The following is a 19,192-nucleotide window of genomic DNA, read 5'->3' as shown; positions in this document are numbered from 1 at the left end:
AGCGTGGACCTGGCAATCGGGCATTCGACCTAAGACGCGCCCTCGTCAAGTGAAGGGCTACCTCGATTCCCACCGTGCGAGCAACTAGCGCATTGCGGACGATCGCTCGATACGTAGGGTACGGGTATACCCGTTTCTGATAATCCCGACGCTATTACATTATCAGGCTTGACCGCGATTCGTTCTTGGGCCCAAATCGGAGTGAACACACGAGGAAAACCTCGCTACGCGGACCCGTTCCTGCCGCCATAGAACGCCTTCCCGGCCACCACCCTGCCCTGCCGTTTCTGCGATCCACTACCCCGACGACCACGTGGATCGCCGGGGCCGTCACCGTTACGCCGGCTTGATGTTGGACGCCTGCTTGCCCTTCGGACCCATCTTCTCGTCGTAGGTCACCTTCTGCCCTTCCGCGAGCGACTTGAAGCCGTTCGACTGGATTTCCGAGAAGTGCGCGAACAGGTCGTCACCGCCCGCGTCCGGCGTGATGAAACCAAAACCCTTTGCATCGTTGAACCACTTGACCGTACCGGTTGCCATGTTGTGTTGTGCCTTGAAAGTTGAGAACGGCGCCGCCCTCGCAGGCGCCGGACGCTATCTTGATCGACGGGCCCGGTTCGCGCAATGGCGCGCTCGGGAGAATCGTGCACGGGTTTAGGATCCTTGACCGGGTACCTCAACCAACGCTCCGCTCACGACAATTCGGTGGCAACGACGACGCCGGCGTTGGACCTCAGCATGCCGCATGGGCCGTTCGCCTTTTTGGATCGAGCACCTCGACAACGTCAGGATCGACCCATCCCCTCGCGGCTGCCGCTGGCGATGCGTTGCACGTCGCGAACGGGACCGGTCCAATTCCTGGGGAGCGGCGCTCTATATGTATTGGGAGGTCGGGTCACCCGCCGGTACTCTGGAATAGGCGTCGCGCGCACCGCCTCCTTTTACGAGAGCAAGGGACATCATGCCCGCGGCCACTGGTGGCTCGCACGTGCCTCGATCGTCCGTCGCCGTATGTAGCTCAACGTGATCGATCGTCGAACCATAGTGCGCACACGCGCCTCGGTTGGCTTTGCCGCGTACCTCGTCCCGGTTTGGCTGCCGAAGCGCACTGCACGACGCTGAACCGGAACTGCGTGAGAATCGCCCTGCCGCCCTCTCCGCCCGCTAATACCGTCCGCCCTCGCTGTCTGGCGATCCCCCACGGTAAAGCTCGTGGCGGCGACGCGGAGACCCGTTTCGTTCCGCCAGATCGACCGGAGCATCCTTGAGTACGGTCGGGGCGTCCGGCTGTCCTGCCCTGACCGCGCTGGCGTGGCACGTTAAGTGATCCCCCGCACCGATGACGGGCGGCGCCTGCCTTGTCTGAGGCGGTGGCGTCCGCGCTGACTTCCCGATCGTTTCGATCATCTCTCCGGCCTCTGCCGCCCTCACCTGTTTCCTCGCACCGGTCGGGATCGGCGAAGCTTCTGCAAGCTGGGTTTTGGGGTCAGTCTGCGTGCTGTTGGCGTGGTGTTCGTGGACGTTGGAAGTTCCGATCGGTAGTTGCGTTGTGAATCGTCCAGTCTCCGGCCGGTTTGCACTCAGCTTCACCCCGTCGCGACTGAGGCGTTCGCTTCGCGCTCTCCGTCGCCTTGCCGCAGCACCCGCGACGTCTTGCCCGGACGGATGCGTACCGCAGCTCGCGTCACGCTTCCGCACCTCGCACCTTGAGTAGCTGACGCAGCCCAGCGATATGGTCACGCACCGTGCCCGTGACGGGCGACTTCATCGTCCTCAACGGAACAGCCGTGGCCTGTGCGTTGCCGAGCGTTTGCTGCTGCGCGTGGGCGAAGCGTTCGAGGTCAAGGGCGGTGGCGGGGCGGAGTTTTCCAGACTTAAGCGCCGCGGCGAACGACGGCATCCAGCCAGCGGCCTGCCGTCCAACGCGCTCCGTGAGACTAAAGATCGTCAGCGAATCGCCCCCGGCGCCCACGATGAACTGACGCCCGTTGTCCGCATCGATGAAGGTGCGACCCGCGTGTTGAAGGGCGATGGCCTGGCCTTCGGCGCGTTGCTGATTGTGCGCCTGCGTGGCGTTGCCATCCGCGCTCCGACGACGTACGAGATGGGTGAAATCGACTGGGGTGCGAAGCAGGGCGCGAAGGTAGCTGATCGGCGCCTTGGCGAGCTTCAGGTGGTCCCAAGTGGCTTCCACTACATCGGAGAGTCGCTTGCCGTGATCTCGGGCTTCACGCATGAGTTTGAAGATCAAAAAATCAAAAAACCCCAGGGTGCGAAGGCGCTGAAGGTCCGCAGGCAGTTGGCCCGGTTGTCTCTTTTGAAAAACAGAAGGGCTTAGATCCTTATATATTCCACCGTCTGCCAATGTGGCAGACGGTGCGGCAAATGAGTCTTGCGAGGGAGCAGCGGCCGACGAGGAGAGCGCCTGCGACGCCTCGCCCTCGCGCGTGCGCGAGGCGTCAACCAGTCCGAGAAGGGCAGCCGCGTGTTCGGTGAGGTGAAGATAGGCGCGACCAAACAGGCCCGCTTCGACGTAGCGGCTTTGGGGGCGACGCTCGATTAGTCCTGCGACTTCGAGATCGTCGAGGCTCCGATAGAACGTGCGCATCGATTGCAGCGCACGGCCGGTCAGCAATTCACGACGAGCGAAGATCGCAGCAACGGCTTGGCGGCGTCAACGGTCCGCGCGAGGGCAGACAGGACGGCACGGGCCCGGGGAGGGATTTGTTCGATGTGCGCGGCCCGGAACGCTGCGCGGAAAATGATCCACGGCAGGTTGGTCGAGTCGCAGCGAAATGCGGTGAGGGCGGCCGAATCTTCGGCGTGTGCTTCACCCTCGCCGGCAACGAAGCGTTGCGCGATAGACATGTCGAGCGATCCAATAAAAATGGATTGAATTCGCTTGACTGTCGACCTTGTTGCGCTACACTCCGGGTGTCTGCAGTCCCTTTCCAGTTTCCAGCTGGGGAGTCGCGCGGCAAGGTTTCCAGCCAAGCCCGCAATCGCAAAGGCCCTCAGTTTCCAGCTGCGGGCCTTTGTCTTTCTTAAGCTAGTTTTTCGTCATGTCGATTCCGGTAGACGGCTGCGTAGTACGAAGTTATTGTTAATCAACGACTTACGGCTTTTGAGTCTGCGCAAGCTGCTCAAGGTGCTTTCGAATAGCATCACGTACCGAAGTTGCGATTTCCTCAGATTGAAACTCGATTCGCATCACGTTCTTCGCACTTCGGACATTGCACCAAGTTGTCTTTCCAGACCGAATTTTGAAGTTTGACGCTTCTGGGGTGGCTTTCTTCGGGGCATCGGACGATCCAGCAAATTTCACTGCCTGCGACTGATCGAACCTCCGGTCGGCAAGACGTTGGACAGCCTCTAACACCCGATCTCTCTTGCCCGCTTCAACCAGTACCGCCAAGTCGGCTGCGGCATTTGCGCCAAGAAGTGCAATGTTCGCTTCTAGAATTGTCCGAACTTCAGGCGGAAGACGATCGAATGACAGCAAGGCGCTAATGTGCGATGGACTGATGCCCACATGCTCGGCAACGGTCGCCCTATTCATCTCGGGATGTTCAGTCTGAAATCGCTTCAGACCAATATATTTCTCGTAGTCGGTTAGGTCCGACTGCATTAAGTTCGCGAAGAAGGCGCCTTCGTCAGCTTCCTCAGCGGTTGCCTCGCCCAGCACGCAGCGAATTGCTTCTCGGCCCAGTTCCCGATAAGCATCGCTTCGATGGTGTCCAGAAATAATCTCGAAACCACCCTCCGCGCGCGGCAGGACAACTACGGGATGAATGAGCTTGTTATGGCGGAGATTGTCGCGAAGCTCAGCATATTTCTCCGGTGCCATATATCTGCGACGGCCTGGGACTTCATGCAACTCTGAAAGGGGGACATCAACGGTGCCGCCCATCTGCTTCGCCTCTTGCAGCTCTTTCCGAAGCCGATCGATCTCATCCTGCTGTTGCTCTGACTTTGCTTGAAGGTGCATCAGCTGACCGGGCGCAGTGCGGGGCGTCGTTGCAGCGCGATTCTGTGCTTTGTCCGCCTCTTCATCTGTAAGGCGTATGTTCGCCGCCTTGGAAGCGAAATTCTTCATACTCACGGTGCGCTACCTCCTTTCTGCCAAAGGCCCGAAACACGATCATCGACGCGATCGACAAACTGGTCGCAGGGCGTTCGAATCCGACGAAGAGTTTCGGCGCCACCTTCATATGTGGAGATGTCGTATACCGTCGCAAAACGCATATTCGTGTTGCGCGCTACGTCAGTCTCTGGAATTTCAACTGGGATGACCCTGTTGCCGTACAGTTGGCTAATCCACGACTGAACTGCCTTGGCTGCGGGCTTTGGTGTCATCCGTGTAATGAGGATGTCAAGAAAATCAAACTCCTTGCGCGACTGTTCTCCCCGCGCTGCCATGCCAGTTACCAAGTCCGAAAACAGGTGCCAAAATTGAACCATCGAGGCGAACGATAAAACGTCGGGCACTACAGGCACGATCACCCCGTCGGCCGCAAAGATCGCATTGATTGTCAAATAGCTCAACGTCGGTGCCGTATCCAAAATGATGTAGTCGTATTCTTCCCGTAGAGCTTCGATTCCGGCATGGAGGACATTTTCGAATCGTTCACCACGGGCACCTGCTGATGCGCGGGCGGGCAGCATGAACTCAGCGTTGAAAAGCTCGGTCGACGACGGGATGAGATCCAAGTTTGGCCAATAGGTCTCTTGCGGCAAGGCCCGCATATCGAACTCATCACCCCTTAAATAGGCCTCGATCAAAGGCATGATGGTCTGGGAAGCGTCGACCTCTGCATGTGGATTGATCCCATAGAGCGTCGTAGCGCTGCCTTGCGGGTCTAGATCGATGTGGCAAACACGCCGGCCACGACGCATCGCCAGTCCCTGAGCGAGAACTGTCGACATAGTCGTTTTAGTGACGCCACCTTTGAAGTTTGCGACGGCGATGATTTTTCCGGGGCCTGACCGGGGAGTCGGGGCGAGTTCAGCACGAACCCACTGAACAGCCTCTTCAACTGTAAACTGTCGCGGAGACCCCCGACGAGCTTGCTTGCCTTGCGGCAGCTCGCCCTTTTTGAGCATATAGGCCATCCGCTGGACGTCGATCCCGCACATTTCCTGCACACGCGCTGAACTTATCATTGGTGGCACCTTTCTCGGAAAAGGCTCCAACAGCTCATCCCGAATCTTCTGCAACATGAAGTCGGAAAGCCCAGCGAGCTTGATAAGATCTTCAGGCGTTGTCTTACCAGGGTTGGCGAGATCTAAGTCCATAGTCCATTTTCGATCGGTTTGGATTATTCTATCGCCAAGACAAATTTTCGCCTAACCGATAGAATCAAGTGGGACTTTAGACGGCTGGCGTAGTAAACCCAAGTTAACTTTCAACTTCGGAGAAGGCTCAGAGCTATCAGGCTTGGCCATCAGACGCGTTTACCGCGAAACCACATTAAGTGTGAAACGTGGTTACACGTGAAACACACAACATGGCCGTTCGTCGGGCTGCGAAGAGCCTCACTTGAACAGGATCTCAGCAGCTTCGAACGTAACCGCGGTTGTGTTCGAAACTCATAGAATACGAAGTGCTGGGGAGGGCAGGTGCACCAACAACAGTGTGAAAGAGACATTTACCTAACCATCGCAACTTCTTCGCTTCGAATCCGCATCATCGTCTCAAGGGGCATCCGGGCCCCTTCGTGCCGAGGCGGCAAGTCGAAAAGCGTGCAGCCTTAAATTGCCGAACAATCCCGGTTTCGCAAAAGTTGCTTTGCAAGACGGTCGCCTCTCGGCGCCCTCAAACCCTGGCCAGCGGCGCTCGGCGCCGATAGGGCACACGTGCGTATTTCGGATGAAGGTGACCGGCCGTTTCGGGATCGTGACCGGCGATTTCGGCAACGTGACCGGTCGTTTCGGAAACGTGACCGAGCGGACCGGACGGCTGGATTGGCGTTGCGCATGACATCAACCACGCGGGTTATGCTCGCCGGCTTTGGCCGGAGAGACGATGCCCGCGCACCGGATGAACATGCGCATGATCAAGGACGTTTTGCGACTTAAATTCGACGCCGGCTTCTCGCACGATCGAATCGCCGCTTCGCTGGGCATTTCCAAGGGTGTGGTCACGAAGTACGTCGGGCTGGCCGGTGCCGCGAGGCTCGACTGGGCAAGCGCTTGCGACATGGACGAAGGCGAGCTCGAGCGGCTGCTGCTTGGCAAGCCCACCGGACCCGCTGCCTATGCTCAACCCGACTACGGGCGCATCCATCAAGAGCTACGCCGCAAGGGTGTGACGCTGACGTTGTTATGGGAGGAGTATCAGGCCGAGTTTGCGAATCAGCAGACCTACCGCTATACGCAGTTCTGTGAGCACTATAAGGCGTTCGCTAAACGCCTGAAGCGCTCGATGCGGCAGATTCATCGTGCTGGCGAGAAGCTGTTCGTCGACTTCGCCGGCCCCACGCTGCCGCTGACGAGGGGGCGTCGCGCGCACATCTTTGTGGCGGCCATGGGCGCATCGAGTTACACGTTCGCATGCGCCACGCCAGCCGAGACAATGGAGGACTGGCTGGACGGTATCGGCCGCGCGCTGACCTTCTACGGCGGCGTTCCACAATTGATCGTGCCGGACAACCCGCGTGCGATGATCGCCGACCCTGACCGTTACGAGCCTCGCGCAGGCGACACCGTGTTGGACTTCGCTCGCCACTACGGCACCTCATTCCTGCCTGCGCGCGTCTATCGCCCTCAGGATAAGCCGAAGGTTGAGGTGGCGGTTCAGATCGTCGAGCGCTGGATCATGGCGCGCCTGTCATCATCGATTCGAATCTATTGAGTCGGTCAACGACGCGATCCGCCCGCTACTGAAGAACCTGAACGGGCGTCCGTTTCAGAAGCTGCCGGGATGCCGCGCCACTGCATTTGCCGAACTGGACGCGCCGGCTTTACAACCGCTGCCGGTGCAACCGTATGAGCTCGCGCGGTTCAAGTCGGTCACGGTCCACATTGACTACCACGTCGAGATCGACAAACACCGCTACAGCGTTCCGCAGGCGCTAGTCGGACTCAAGCTCGATGCGCGCATCACGGCAGGCGCCGTCGAGCTGCTGCATCGTGGCCGCCGCGTGGCGAGTCACGCCCGCAACGATCGCGTGGGAGGCTACACGACAGTCGTAGAGCACATGCCGGCGGCACACCGCGCCCATCTCGAATGGACACCGCAGCGCCTCATTCACTGGGGCCTGCAGATTGGCGGAGCAACCGGTGCGCTAGTTACTCGGCTTCTACGAGAGCAACGCCATCCCGAACACGGTTATCGGGCGTGCCTTGGACTGCTCTCGCTCTCTCGTCGCTACGGCCACGAGCGTCTAGAAGCAGCGTGCGCATTGGCACTCGAACTGGGCGTACACCGTTACCGCCACGTGCGCGACATCCTGATCAACAACCGCGACCGCGCCGCAGCAACAACCCCGGTTGAATGGATCAGCCCAAGCCACGCGCATGTGCGCGGCCCCAGCTACTACCAATAAAGAGAACCCACCATGATGATGCAACAGACCTTGACGCAACTGCGCACCTTGAAGCTGGATGGCTTCGCTGACGGATTGGAGCAGCAATTGACGCAGCCCGGCACGGCGACCCTCAGTTTCGAGGAACGCTTGTCATTGTTGGTTGACCGGGAAGCAAGCTGGCGCGACGATCGCCGTCGCACCCGACTGCTTAAGCAAGCGCGGCTGAAGTATCCGCAAGCCGCCATCGAAGATCTGGATACTCGCGCGGGTCGGGGCGTCGACCCCCGTTCGCTCACAAGCCTGGCTCTGGGCGACTGGGTTGAAGCCGGATACAGCCTGCTCATTAGCGGCGCGACGGGCGCAGGTAAGTCATGGCTCGCTTGCGCCTTGGCGCAGTATGCCTGCCGACGCGGGCACTCCGCGTTGTATCTGCGCGTGCCGCGATTGGGCGAGGAACTACGCGTTCTGCACGGCAACGGCGGCTTCACCAAATGGCTACTGCAGGTTGCTCGTACTGATGTTCTCTTGCTCGACGATTGGGGGATGGCTCCGCTCGACGCGATGGTTCGAAATGATCTGCTCGAGATGATTGACGACCGTTCTGCCGGCAAGGCCACGATCGTAACCAGTCAGCTACCGATCGAGCACTGGCATGGCTGGATCGGCGACGAGACCATCGCCGACGCGATGCTTGACCGCCTCATGCACCGTCACCACCGCATCAAACTGACAGGCGAATCTCTAAGAAAGCCATCTCCGAAGTCCAGCGTACTGGAACCAGAACTCGACCAAAACTAGGGAGGAACTCTACAATCGAAACCGCGCAACGCCCAATCTCGCCGAATCGGTCACGTTCCCGAAATCAGCGGTCACGTTCACCGAAATACGCAACTATGCACGTCCGCGAGGAAAACGTTCGAAGCGCGCCCTCCTTGCCGCCAAGATTCCGGGTAAACGCCGGCAGGATGCGCTCGCAGCCCCTGAAAGACTGTTCGACGATCTGGTCAATCCGCAGTACCTCGACAACGACGCGTTCACGAAGTAGATCAAGATGCTCCTCCGCCGCCATCACGACGACGCGGGAAATAAGCGGCGCGCGCCGCTAAGCCGCGGAGCCAGATGGCGCGGAGCCACACCAATGTAGCGTGGATCTTCACCCCGCCCGTGTTGGACGCTCTGCCCGACATGGCCGCCGCCGGCGCGCATAGGATTCGCGCTTGTGCTGGCGCACAACACAGGTCTCCGCCATTCGAAATTGTGCTGCGCTTTCAACGACGGTATCAGCATGCGCGACGCCGGAGTCGAACTTGGGTCGACTATCCTGTCTCGCCGTGGGCAAGGAGTTCGAAAGAACGGTTCGTGCCAGTCGGCCCCGCCGTCGTGACGGCGTTCGGCGACTATGTGGGAGCGCGCGGCCTCGCCCGCGATCCCCCTTGCCTGCCCCGTAGGGGACTGGTTCCCGCGTTGCCGACACTCGGTATATTGGCCCCCTTCGTCGCGAGGCGGCCGAAAGCGACACCGACGTCAAAAGACGCTCGTTGCCATTGTTCGCACGGCCAAACCGATCACGAACTGCTCTCTACCCGGCCATGAAGCGCTTTTTCGAGGCGACCGCGACATCGCCACTGCTCTCCGCTAGCGATCCGTTCGTTGTTCAGTAGGAGGCGGAGTTTCTCCAGCGCGACGAGCTGACCGTATCGGCAATTCCTTCGCCGGTGCTTCGATTGTTTAATGGCGTTCGTGCAGTCAAACGGCCGGAAAAAATTCAGTATGTCGACTTTACGCTTAGACAGGCTTCTTTTTAGTTTTGCGTTTTGCGTCTGGCATCTTGACCTTCAACGTCATGATAGACATCTCTATAAGAGCAGCCATTTCTTCGGCCGTGAAAACCAACTGGTCCGGTTCGCTGAGTGGCACTTTGAACTCGAATACCATATCAGATCCTTCGCGACGGACCCGTACGTTTCCTTCTCCTTTTAGCCTGACTTTCAACAAAGCGGCGACGATTTGATCGGTCGAGCGGCGGCGAGGCACTCCCAACATTTCGGTCGCACGCGCGGCAAGCTCCTCTGTCCCTATCGCTTTTTGGAGTTGAACCAGCGTCACGCCAAGTCTGTAAGTTAGAGGCCGAGATTTAAAAAGCTCTAATACCTCAGGTGGCAGGTTCGATATTGCTATTGCTTGTGATAGGCGAAAAGCCTTCCAATCTTTGCGAGCATCCAACGCTGCCCTGAGTGACGTCCAACTTCCTTTCGCAAGACCCCGCTGGTATTCAGCAGCCAGTGCCAACGGTGGGATCTTGGCCGGCCGTTTCGGCGGGACGGGTTCCCGTCCATCGAGAAGATCAACTATTTCGTTCCAACTTTTTCCGGTCCGATCGACTGCCGTCGCTCGATCCTGAAGCTTTGTCGGTCCGTACTTTCGAAGCAGTTCAACGAGAGACCTCGCCGTCCCAGGCCAGATCCCCGCTACGTCGAAAAGCGAAATCACTTCTGCGGGGAGCTTTGCCACCGCGACCGCTCGGTTGAGCGCCTCGCGAGTGACCTTCGGCGTGAACCGGGCCATTGCAGCGACTGCTTCTCTTTGATTTTTCCAATTCCGGCCCAGACCAGCGTTGTAAAGATTTGCGAGCGCCAGAGGATCGCGCGATATAGGCATACCAGCAAGGGTGGACATCTTTACCTCTCCTTTTTCGCCCGATTATCGTTGGCCTGCCATCATCTTGTTGGGCGAATGAAGCCCGAAATCCCACCGCATTTCATGGAGGCGCGGCACCGCACGACTAGGAAGTCTGGGGCAAAGGGACGCACTGGAAAGCAGGTCGTTGCAACGTTGCAACCGTCTACGCCCCTAAAGGCGGCGTCGGAAAAACAACCATCGCTGGCAACCTCGCCTGCCGGTTTTCCCTCCGCGGCCTGAAGACGCTCATCGTCGACTTGGACTTCCACGGCAACCTGACGATGATGTACGGCTACGAGACCGAAATGACGCCCGGCGAAGCGGCTGCGGCCGGGGTCTCGCGTTTGCAGATGGTTGAATCTCCTTCGGTAGTCTGACGCCTAACTGGCCGTACGGCCGCCGGACGCTTGCAGATGTGAATTCTGAGTCCTTTCCCTCGAACGTTTCGGACATCAACATGGTACCGAGGCGATCAAGGATCAGATCAGCCGGGATCAAATGTGGACCGTTCTCGCCATATGGGTTCTTAACGACAATCGCACGAATACTGTCCTCTCCCGTATGCAAGGCCTCAGGATGAATCATGGTTAACCCGGGGGAACGACCCAAGCGGTCACGGTCGGTTGAGCCACCCGCAGCTACACATTCCGGGGCTACAAGGCGAGCTAGCACGCGTTCGATGTCCGGATTTCCGATACTTTCTCCAGAACGCCCTGCCCTCCTCTACGCCGACAGGCTCAAAGCGCTGAAGTTTTCGCGACATGTCACGAGATCGCCGCCGAAGCAAGCAATGACTACATTGCGGCCGGCGCGAGAACGCGGGACGGGTTGGTTGAGCGCCCATGCGGACTGAGCAGGATCCGCGACAGCTCGAGGACCACACGAACGGATCAACACCGATCGGACGTTTCCGTTTAACAATGCTGACCCGCACGCCGTTGGTCGCCGGACGGGTCGCGAGTCGCAGCGACGCGGGGATGCGTCTCTCGGATGACTGCGCGCGCAGAGTTAGACGGCGCAGCGACTCGGCACGGATGTGCTCCTGCCAGAGTAGGACGGCACCGCAGGTGTTCGTTTTCAAAAACCTGCTCCGAGGTGCAGAGCGTATCCGCAGTGCTGCCAGACCTGAGCAGCATGATCTTCTCGAGCGGAATGCTGAGATAGGAACGTCCCAGCGCGTTCGGAACATGCAGCGGCTTGATGAACACGACCGCTCGCTTCGACGCCGCCTTCAGCGCAGGCTCTAGCAACCGGTTTCTCCAATGCCCGTTTGTTGAACCAGCCGTTCGGTAAGCGAGCCCATCAGCTAACCGCCGCCGGGCAGTTCGCCGTGAGACGGTCGTCGCCGGTGGCGACAGTGCGCTCACCTGACTGGCAAGTTGGTTGGCTCGCCACAGGGACGGGTGGATTTCTTCAATGTCTTCTGGCAGCGCGGACATCGCGTAGGTGAAGAAGTGTATGGAAGTACGGTGTTCTGCTCTACCCCGGCACGAGTGCCATAACGCGGCCCGCGATCTGACCGTTCATAGCATCAATAAGTAATAAACATTACTAATCCCGTATCGTTTGTTACGCGCCGTCCTTGTTTGCAATTTTCCACGCGGCCGCGTGGCTGAAGTCAGGCCCGGAGAGGGATCTGACCAGGATGGCGCACGTTTTTGCGTGGAACATCCGCATCAAAACTGAGCTAAATCGTTGAAAATAAACCGTTTGCAACACGAGCAGAAATCATCACCGATGTTTCACGGCTGCGACCCCTGCTTGCGTTAAAGCTTTTTCGAGGTTCGACCGTAGGTGGCCCGCCACGTCTACGTCTGGCGCGTCAAAGTTTACTTGCGCTAACCCCGTTTACGCTTTAGGCTCCGGATCAGTTCGAATCTCCTCGATTTCGGCTTTTCTACGGTTTCGAGGGGAAACTACCAAAACAGGAAGAAAACCCAAATGGGCAACCACATGGACATCAAACTTGCGACCCCTCCGATTGAGGTGTCGCCCGATGACCTCGTGAACCTCGCCGGCCGTAGCGCTCGAATGCTCGAACGCATCCGCACTCAGATGCTGCAGCCATGGCCGAGAAAGATCGCGCCCTTCTTTCCCAGCAGCAAGTTACAGGAGCTGTGCGGGATCGACAAGGCTCGCTTCTCGTACCTGATTAAGAAGGGAGAGTTGCCGGGTGGCAAGCAGGACAAGCCCGGTGGCGCCCGCTCCTTCAGTCTCGCCGAGACAATGCAGTGGGTGAAAGCTGAACGTAAGCCAATGCCACGTCCAGAAGGCAAAGACGGCAAGGTCATTGCGATCGGCAATTTCAAGGGGGGTGTGACGAAGACCACGACATCAATGGTTCTGGCGCAAGGCCTTTCCCTTCGGCACGGACGCAAGGTCCTGCATATTGACATGGACCCGCAAGGAAGTGCCACAACACTGTATGGCATTAATCCACATGCGGAGGTGACTGGCGATCAGACGATCCTTCCTGTGGTCGAAGCATACGTCAATGGCGAGACACCCGACATGTCAGGTCTGCCACAGGAGACCTACTGGAACAATCTACACCTGATCCCCTCCTCTACCGACCTGTTCAATGCCGAGTTCATGCTGCCCGCACGGGTGCACTCGTCGCCGGACGCTAAATTCTGGAACGTTCTGAACAACGCGCTCTCCGGACTGAAGAAAGAGTACGACTACATCATCATCGACACCGCGCCGACGCTCAGCTATTTGACGATAAATGCGCTCTTTGCGGCAGACGGCGTGATTGTTCCCGTGATGCCGGACACGCTTTCCTTCGCATCGATGGTTCAGTTCTGGTCACTGTTCTCGGACATGGTTTCGGGCATGCGACAGTTTGGCGAATCCGCTCAAGACGCTAAGCATTTCGAGTTCATCGACATCCTCGTCGCCCGGATGAAGGACAAGTCGAACTCGAACGCCTCGGTAGTTCGAGACTGGGTCATCAGCACTTATGGCGACCGCGTGCTGCCGGTGGAGATCCCAGACACCGAGATTGCTCGGACGACCACCAATGACTTCTCGACGGTGTATGACTTCCCGAGCTACGACGGCAACGCCACGCTCTTTCGCCGTATCCGGGAGGCCTACGATCAGGTGGTCGATCTCGTCGACAGCAAGGCTTGCTACCTCTGGGAAAAGGAGTGAAGTTCATGTCAACAGCATCTAGGCAACGCGACAAGGCTCGCTCCATCAATCTCGACGAGGACGACGCGCCCGCCAGCCCTCTCCCGCCGGTTGCCCCGCGCACCGCACCAGGTCAGTTGATCGGCCTGCAAGGTCGAGTGCATAGCCAGCAACAAGAAATTGAACAGCTCAAGAAGGCGCTTCAAGAGAGAGCCCCGTCCCGTCTCCCGGTCGCCAAGCTCCACGAGGTGGAAGGTCGACGACGCAAACTCACGACTGAAGAATATGCGGAACTCAAAGCGAATCTCGAACGCTACCCCCTCGCCCAGCCAATCACGGTAGCGCGTCGCCTCGACGGCGAATTCGATATTGTCGCTGGCAACAACCGGGCAGCCATCTATCGGGAACTAGGCCGCGAAGAGATTGATGCGATGGTTCTCGACATCGACGAGTCGATGATCGAGCACGCCGCCCTCTTCTCAAACCTGCTCTCCCCTGCCCTGTCCGATTTCGAGAAGTATTGGGGATTCAAGACGCTCCAAGAACAGACCGGAATCAACAAGGAAGAGCTGGCGAAGACGGCCGGGATCAGCGACACACATGTGCGTCGGATCATGAAGTTTGATCTTCTCCCCGAGGCAGCGAAACAAACGCTGGCGCAACGACCGGAGCGGCTTGGGAGCGCAGCGGTCGAGCAACTGGTCAAGGCAGCGCGAGAAGGTCGTGAAGCACTCGTTATCGAGGCAGTCGGCAAACTCGTCGAGAGTGAAACTTTCACCCAGGCGCAAGCAGTGGCGCACGTCGCGGCAAAGAAAGAGAAGTCAGAAAGAAAGCCGGCGCTAGTAATCAAACGCGGCCAATTGCCGGTCTGCCAGATCACCTCGCGAAACGGCGTAGTAGGCGTGAATTTCCCTGAAAAGGGCGGCGAAGACGCTGACGCGTGGGCGCAGCGCATTCACGACTTTATCGAAGCAGAGCTGAAAGGGCGTTGATCCGCCAAGTTGGCGGGTCAATGAAATCAACCACTTAGCAATCGAGCTCTTGTCGGCAAGCCAAGACTTCGAAAGGTGAGCACAAAAGATGACCTAACACGCTAGAAAGACAAAAGCCTCCGGCGGCAACCGGAGGCTTTTGAAATGGGCTTGGCTAAGCCGCCTCACCCGTTGGCACTCCCGGACGCCAATCCGGAACGAGCACCTAGCAACTCGGAGTGTAACGGAACGAGATCGGCAGTCAAGCGTAATCCACCATTTTGAGAAATGGACCGCTCGACATGTCTATCGCGCAACGTTACGTTGCTGGCGAGGGTGAAACACACCCCGAAGATTCGGCCGCCCTCACCGCTTTTCGCTGTGACTCAACCAATCTACCTTGGGTCATTTTCCGTGCTGCATTCCGGGCCGCCCATATCGAAGGGATCCCTCCGCGTGCGCGCGCGGTTCTCTCGGCCCTCGCCCGTACCGTCGACGCTGCGAAGCCATTCGCCGCCATCTTCGCCCGCCGCGAGCTCCTCACGGGTCGCGCGCTGCAGTCCATGCGCACCTTCTATCGGAGCCTCGATGACCTCGAGGCCGCCGGACTGATCGATCGTCGTGCCCAGTCGCGCTACGTCGAAGCCGGTCTCTTCGGCCGTGCATACATCCATCTCACTGAGCGCGCGGCGGGCCTTCTCGGTCTCACCGAAGAACTCCAGACGCCCTTTCCTGCGCCCGCGCAGGCTTCCGTTGAGCATCCGTCTGCCAAGTTGGCAGACGGTGGAATATATAAGGATCTAAGCCCTGCTCTTTTTCAAAAGAGACAACCGGGCCAAGTGCCTGAGGACCTCCAACGCTTGCGGTCCCTGGGGTTTTTTGATTTCTTGATTTTCAAACTCATGCGCGAAGCACGGCAGAACGGCAAGCGTCTCTCCGATGTTGTCGAGGCTACGTGGGACCACCTCAAGCTCGCCAAGGCACCGATCAACTACCTGCGCAGCCTTCTACGCAGCACGGTGGACTTTACTCAACAGCTCCGCCAACGGATCGATGCCAAGGCCGAAGAGCTCTCGCGACTGACCCGGACGCTGGAAGCCGAACATCTGGCCCGCCAGAGCGCCGGACAGACGTTCGTCGATGCCACCGGCCAGCGCAAGTACGTGATCGATCACGACGGCGAGAATATGGTCGTCTACACCCTCGACGAGGGCATCGGTCGCCAGGCGGCAGGATGGAAGGAGGCGTTCGCTATGGCTCGAGCACGCGGGCAAATCCGTGTGGCCACCGAAGCCGATCTGCAGCCGTTCGGTCAGACGCCTCGATTCGCGGCCGAACCGGAGCGCGCCAGAGATCGGCCGCCGGTTACCGCTCAGATCCGGGAGCACATTGCTGGACTGCGCAGCTTATTGGGAGCTCGACACGTCATTAGGAAAACTTAATTAATAGGCGAAAAGAGCGGATACTGCGAAGCACTTAGCTTCTACCAAGTTGACCAACGCGACACCTTATACGACATAGGTTTTGCGCTTCGCTTTTGATAGCGCCAGGCGAAGCCTGGGATTGGGGGAAGTCGTAGGTGACAGAAACCAGTCATTGGAGTCCAGAGGATTCGACGCCCTCCCGGTAAAGGCTAACCACCAGCCGGAAGCGAGCCTTGCATGCGAGTGCGGTAACGCACTACTTGAAGCGTAGGCAGCGGGTATTGAAGCCGTGTGATTGAGCCTCGATATGAAGCAACCGTTAGTGTCTTCATTTTTCAAATTGTGGGGACAGTATTGTGCGAGCCGTAATGGTGAGGCCCGTCAGACCAACCGGGGTCCGAGAGCAGAGGGCAAAGGTACGAGGATGGATTCCCCAGGAACCTGGGAGGTCCTGTGTTCGACCAATCTTACGTGGCCCTGAGGCGCGGGGCGATATAAACAGGGCCATACCCTGCGGAACTCTCCGCTGCAGGGAGCAAAACGTGGAGAAGAAGGATTGGAGCGAAGAAGCGAATCCATAAGCGACTTCGCATTCGGCACAGGAAGTCTTAGCGCCCTCGTAGTACCGGTGACGCCGGGGAACGCCGCTCAAGCGGACCCGGTCGATGGGAAGGGGGGCGTCGTTGGTGCAGAATCGTTCATGGGAAACACGGAGGTGCTTTGAAACCTGAAAGCGTGTCAACGAAACAGGAACGAATAGCCATGCTGGCCAGAAGTGATCCCGAGATGGCGTTCACCTCGTTAAATCATTACATCGACTTTGAGTGTGGTGAGGTATGCCTACGACTGTACGCGCAAGGATGGTGCAGTCGGGGTTGACGGTCAGTCCGGAGAGGATTATGCAGTCAATCTCACGCAGAATCTTCTTGGGCTCGTCGACCGGCTCAAGTCAGGCCGATACCGCGCGCTGCCAGTCGGTCGGCATTTCATCGCCAAGGCGGACGGCAGTCTTCGTGGGCTCGGCATTCCCGCTTTCGAAGACAAGGTGGCGCAGCGCGCCATTGTTATGCTTCTGGAGCCGATCTATGAACACGACTTTCTCGACTGTTCTTTCGGTTTCCGACCCGGTCGCAGTGCTCACGAGGCGCTGCGGTCCGTGTGGAAGGGGATTATGTATCGCGGTGGACAGTGGGTGCTTGACGTTGATGTACGGAAATACTTTGACAGCATCGACCAAGTCAGATTGAGAGAGCTTCTAGCCAGACGAGTCACCGATGGCGTAATCAGACGACTGATCGACAAGTGGTTAAAAGCAGGCGTGCTGGATAACGGGCAGTTGTCTTATCCGGAGCTCGGCACTCCGCAAGGGGGGTGATTTCGCCCTGCTTGGCCAACGTGTTCTTGCATTATGTTTTGGATGAATGGTTTGCCGCTGAGGTGCAACCGCGCCTTCGTGGGCCAAGCACCTTGGTTCGTTTCGCGGATGACTTTGTCGTGATCCTTGCGCACAAGGACGATGCCGAGCGCGTCTTGCGGGTGCTGCGCAAGCGATTGGGCAAGTACGGACTCGAGTTACATCCGGACAAAACCCAGATGGTTGATTTCCGCTTCAAACCCCAATCCGGGCACGATGACCACCAAGAGCCGCTGGCCACGACCTTCAACTTCCTTGGATTCACTCACGTGTGGGTGACTTCGGAGAAGGGCCGTGCGATGGTGCGGCAATTGACCGCCAAAGACCGCGTCGCGCGTACGCTCAAAGCAGTCAGCCGTGTCTGCCGTGGTATGCGGACCCGGCCGCTTCGCGATCAGCACCAGCGTCTGAGTCGAATGCTTAAGGGGCACTATGCCTACTTTGGCATCAGCGGCAATTTCGAGCGCCTGGCGACTCTGCGGAATCACGTCGCCCGCATCTGGCGTAAGTGGTTGTCGCGAAGGTCGAACGAACGCTCTATGCCATGGGTTGCCTTCATGCGGATACTCACCCTATTCCCGTTACCGCACCCTCGGATTGTCCGTCGTTACGCCAAACCGTGAGCGAATCTGCATGATGAGGAACCGGATGCCTTAATTGGGCTCGTCCGGATCTGTGAGGGGTGAGGGGGGCGACCTCCTCGCCTACTCGGAGGCAGCCAGCTTATTGACGACGCTCCGTGAATCGCTAAGCATGAAACGTTTGTAGCAAGGCCCTCGATGGCTTGATGGCAACGCTATCCGGATAGCGCTACTTGGATAAGTGTCATTTTCTAAGCCTTTGATTTCTTAAGGTAAGTACTCTGTTACAAAGTGTGCCGGATAGTGAACCCCCCCTTTTCCGGCACACTTTTTGGTGATTTTGGGACGCGATACGCGGGTAGCCCCTGCCAGCCGACGAAGCGTTGGCCGCGCAACCAACCTAGATGGCGTTCGGTAGGATCCGCGCTAGCCGCTAGGTCGTCATTGGAAGGATGTCCTGTCGAAAAGCTGCCGATACCGATTCCGCTTTTCTGCTACTTCGACCCTGGTATGACGACCACCCCGTGAAGGCATCTACAACAAACGAGTGCTGGCGGATTAGCGAAAGCTATATCTTTTCGTGCCTCATTTCCAGAAAGTGCCGCTATCCGGATAGCGTTGCGCAGCGGTAGTTGTCGCGGAGTCGTCTCGCGAGTGGTAAACAGTGCAATGGCGCACAAAACTCATCGTCTTTCGGAGAAAAAAAGGACGCTCGCGCTGTTTCAATGGTGACCATTCAAAGGGTTGCCATGCGTCTTTTCAAGAACAAGCGTCGGGCCGCGCTATCCGCGGCCCCCGGCTCATACGCCGAAGAAGATCCAAGCAGGGTGATTTTCGAGACGAGCACAAGGCTCAAGCTCGAAGCTAATCGCTGGATGCTGATTTCGTTCGGCCTGGCTGTCATCGCGGCCGGCGCCGTGTGGACGCGGCAACCACCGCCTTCGGTCACTCGCGTCGTGGGCGTGTCTGCCGACACCGGCGGCCATCCCATCGTGACCGAGCTTGTCGCCTATAAGCCCGACTCGCAAGCGGTGAGAACGACGGTCAAAGACATGGCCGTTCGTTGGTTCACGATTGAGCCGGTGTTGTCGGACTGCCTCGAGACTTCGCGCATGACCGCGAACATCAACTCGGTGAAAGCGCAAATGATAGGCGCGGCAGCCGGTCAGTTCCGCGACTGGCTCAAGGCCGACACACCGTTCCAGCAGATCACGGCCAACCCCAAACTGATCCGCGAAGTCGACGTGCGCAACATCGCGTTGCTAGAAGACTCGACTGTACTCGTCGAATTCACGACGACCACCTCGCAGGCTGGCGTCACGGGCAAGCCGGACGTGAAGTCGTACGCGCTCACGCTGCGCTATCAGATCGTCGCGCCCACTGCTGAGCAGGCGCTGACGACGAACCCCTTCGGCATCTTCATTCCGTTCTTCCGCCTCGAGCGGACCGCATAAGCATG

11 protein-coding genes and 3 pseudogenes are annotated in these 19,192 nt (G+C 58.4%); 8 read left to right on the top strand and 6 right to left on the bottom strand.

Annotation, left to right across the window (positions count from 1 at the left end; translation table 11 throughout):
* Positions 1 to 336: 336 nt before the first annotated feature.
* The 5 genes from QCE69_RS36410 to QCE69_RS36390 all read right to left on the bottom strand — a co-directional run bounded on the left by QCE69_RS36410 (position 337) and on the right by QCE69_RS36390 (position 5,295).
* Entirely contained in the window at positions 337 to 540 is a 204-nt protein-coding gene (locus tag QCE69_RS36410) for a cold-shock protein (RefSeq protein WP_309806740.1), read from the bottom strand.
* 1,144 nt (positions 541 to 1,684) lie between these two features.
* A complete protein-coding gene (locus tag QCE69_RS36405; protein ID WP_309935753.1) occupies positions 1,685 to 2,608 on the bottom strand; it encodes a Replication protein O in 924 nt (307 codons plus the stop codon).
* Positions 2,609 to 2,628: 20 nt separating this feature from the next.
* On the bottom strand, positions 2,629 to 2,868 hold the full coding sequence (locus QCE69_RS36400; RefSeq protein ID WP_309935752.1) for a hypothetical protein: 240 nt from the start codon (positions 2,866 to 2,868) through the stop codon (positions 2,629 to 2,631).
* A 247-nt stretch (positions 2,869 to 3,115) separates the two neighbouring features.
* Positions 3,116 to 4,096 carry a ParB/RepB/Spo0J family partition protein gene (locus QCE69_RS36395; protein ID WP_309935780.1) on the bottom strand — a complete coding sequence of 327 codons (981 nt, stop codon included), beginning with the start codon at positions 4,094 to 4,096 and terminating at the stop codon, positions 3,116 to 3,118.
* Positions 4,097 to 4,098: 2 nt separating this feature from the next.
* Positions 4,099 to 5,295 carry an AAA family ATPase gene (locus QCE69_RS36390; protein ID WP_309935751.1) on the bottom strand — a complete coding sequence of 399 codons (1,197 nt, stop codon included), beginning with the start codon at positions 5,293 to 5,295 and terminating at the stop codon, positions 4,099 to 4,101.
* Between the two features lie 730 nt (positions 5,296 to 6,025).
* Here QCE69_RS36390 and istA point away from each other — a divergent pair.
* A pseudogene (istA, locus tag QCE69_RS36385) lies at positions 6,026 to 7,547 on the top strand (IS21 family transposase).
* A gap of 12 nt (positions 7,548 to 7,559) precedes the next feature.
* Positions 7,560 to 8,327, top strand: coding sequence for an IS21-like element helper ATPase IstB (gene istB / locus QCE69_RS36380; RefSeq protein ID WP_309935750.1), 768 nt, complete (start codon positions 7,560 to 7,562; stop codon positions 8,325 to 8,327).
* A 987-nt stretch (positions 8,328 to 9,314) separates the two neighbouring features.
* Here the strand turns inward: istB and QCE69_RS36375 are convergent.
* Positions 9,315 to 10,205, bottom strand: a complete 891-nt coding sequence (locus tag QCE69_RS36375) for a hypothetical protein (protein WP_309935749.1) — start codon at positions 10,203 to 10,205, stop codon at positions 9,315 to 9,317.
* A 164-nt stretch (positions 10,206 to 10,369) separates the two neighbouring features.
* On the opposite strand from QCE69_RS36375, the pseudogene QCE69_RS39655 reads away from it, so the two are divergent.
* The 6 genes and pseudogenes from QCE69_RS39655 to QCE69_RS36350 all read left to right on the top strand — a co-directional run.
* Positions 10,370 to 10,585, top strand: a pseudogene (locus tag QCE69_RS39655) (ParA family protein); the annotation flags it as partial.
* A gap of 1,576 nt (positions 10,586 to 12,161) precedes the next feature.
* Positions 12,162 to 13,364, top strand: coding sequence for an AAA family ATPase (locus QCE69_RS36370; RefSeq protein WP_087633854.1), 1,203 nt, complete (start codon positions 12,162 to 12,164; stop codon positions 13,362 to 13,364).
* 5 nt (positions 13,365 to 13,369) lie between these two features.
* Positions 13,370 to 14,335 carry a ParB N-terminal domain-containing protein gene (locus tag QCE69_RS36365; RefSeq protein WP_309935748.1) on the top strand — a complete coding sequence of 322 codons (966 nt, stop codon included), beginning with the start codon at positions 13,370 to 13,372 and terminating at the stop codon, positions 14,333 to 14,335.
* Between the two features lie 281 nt (positions 14,336 to 14,616).
* Complete coding sequence (locus tag QCE69_RS36360; RefSeq protein WP_309788892.1) at positions 14,617 to 15,756, top strand: Replication protein O; 1,140 nt, start codon at positions 14,617 to 14,619, stop codon at positions 15,754 to 15,756.
* Positions 15,757 to 16,564: 808 nt separating this feature from the next.
* A pseudogene (gene ltrA, locus QCE69_RS36355) lies at positions 16,565 to 17,775 on the top strand (group II intron reverse transcriptase/maturase).
* Between the two features lie 707 nt (positions 17,776 to 18,482).
* A complete protein-coding gene (locus QCE69_RS36350; protein WP_309935779.1) occupies positions 18,483 to 19,187 on the top strand; it encodes a type IV secretion system protein in 705 nt (234 codons plus the stop codon).
* Positions 19,188 to 19,192: the final 5 nt, after the last annotated feature.

Source organism: Caballeronia sp. LZ032, assembly GCF_031451315.1.
Lineage (GTDB): Bacteria > Pseudomonadota > Gammaproteobacteria > Burkholderiales > Burkholderiaceae > Caballeronia.
Note: the sequence above shows the minus strand (reverse complement) of the source record. Positions and strands in the feature narration are given on the sequence as shown.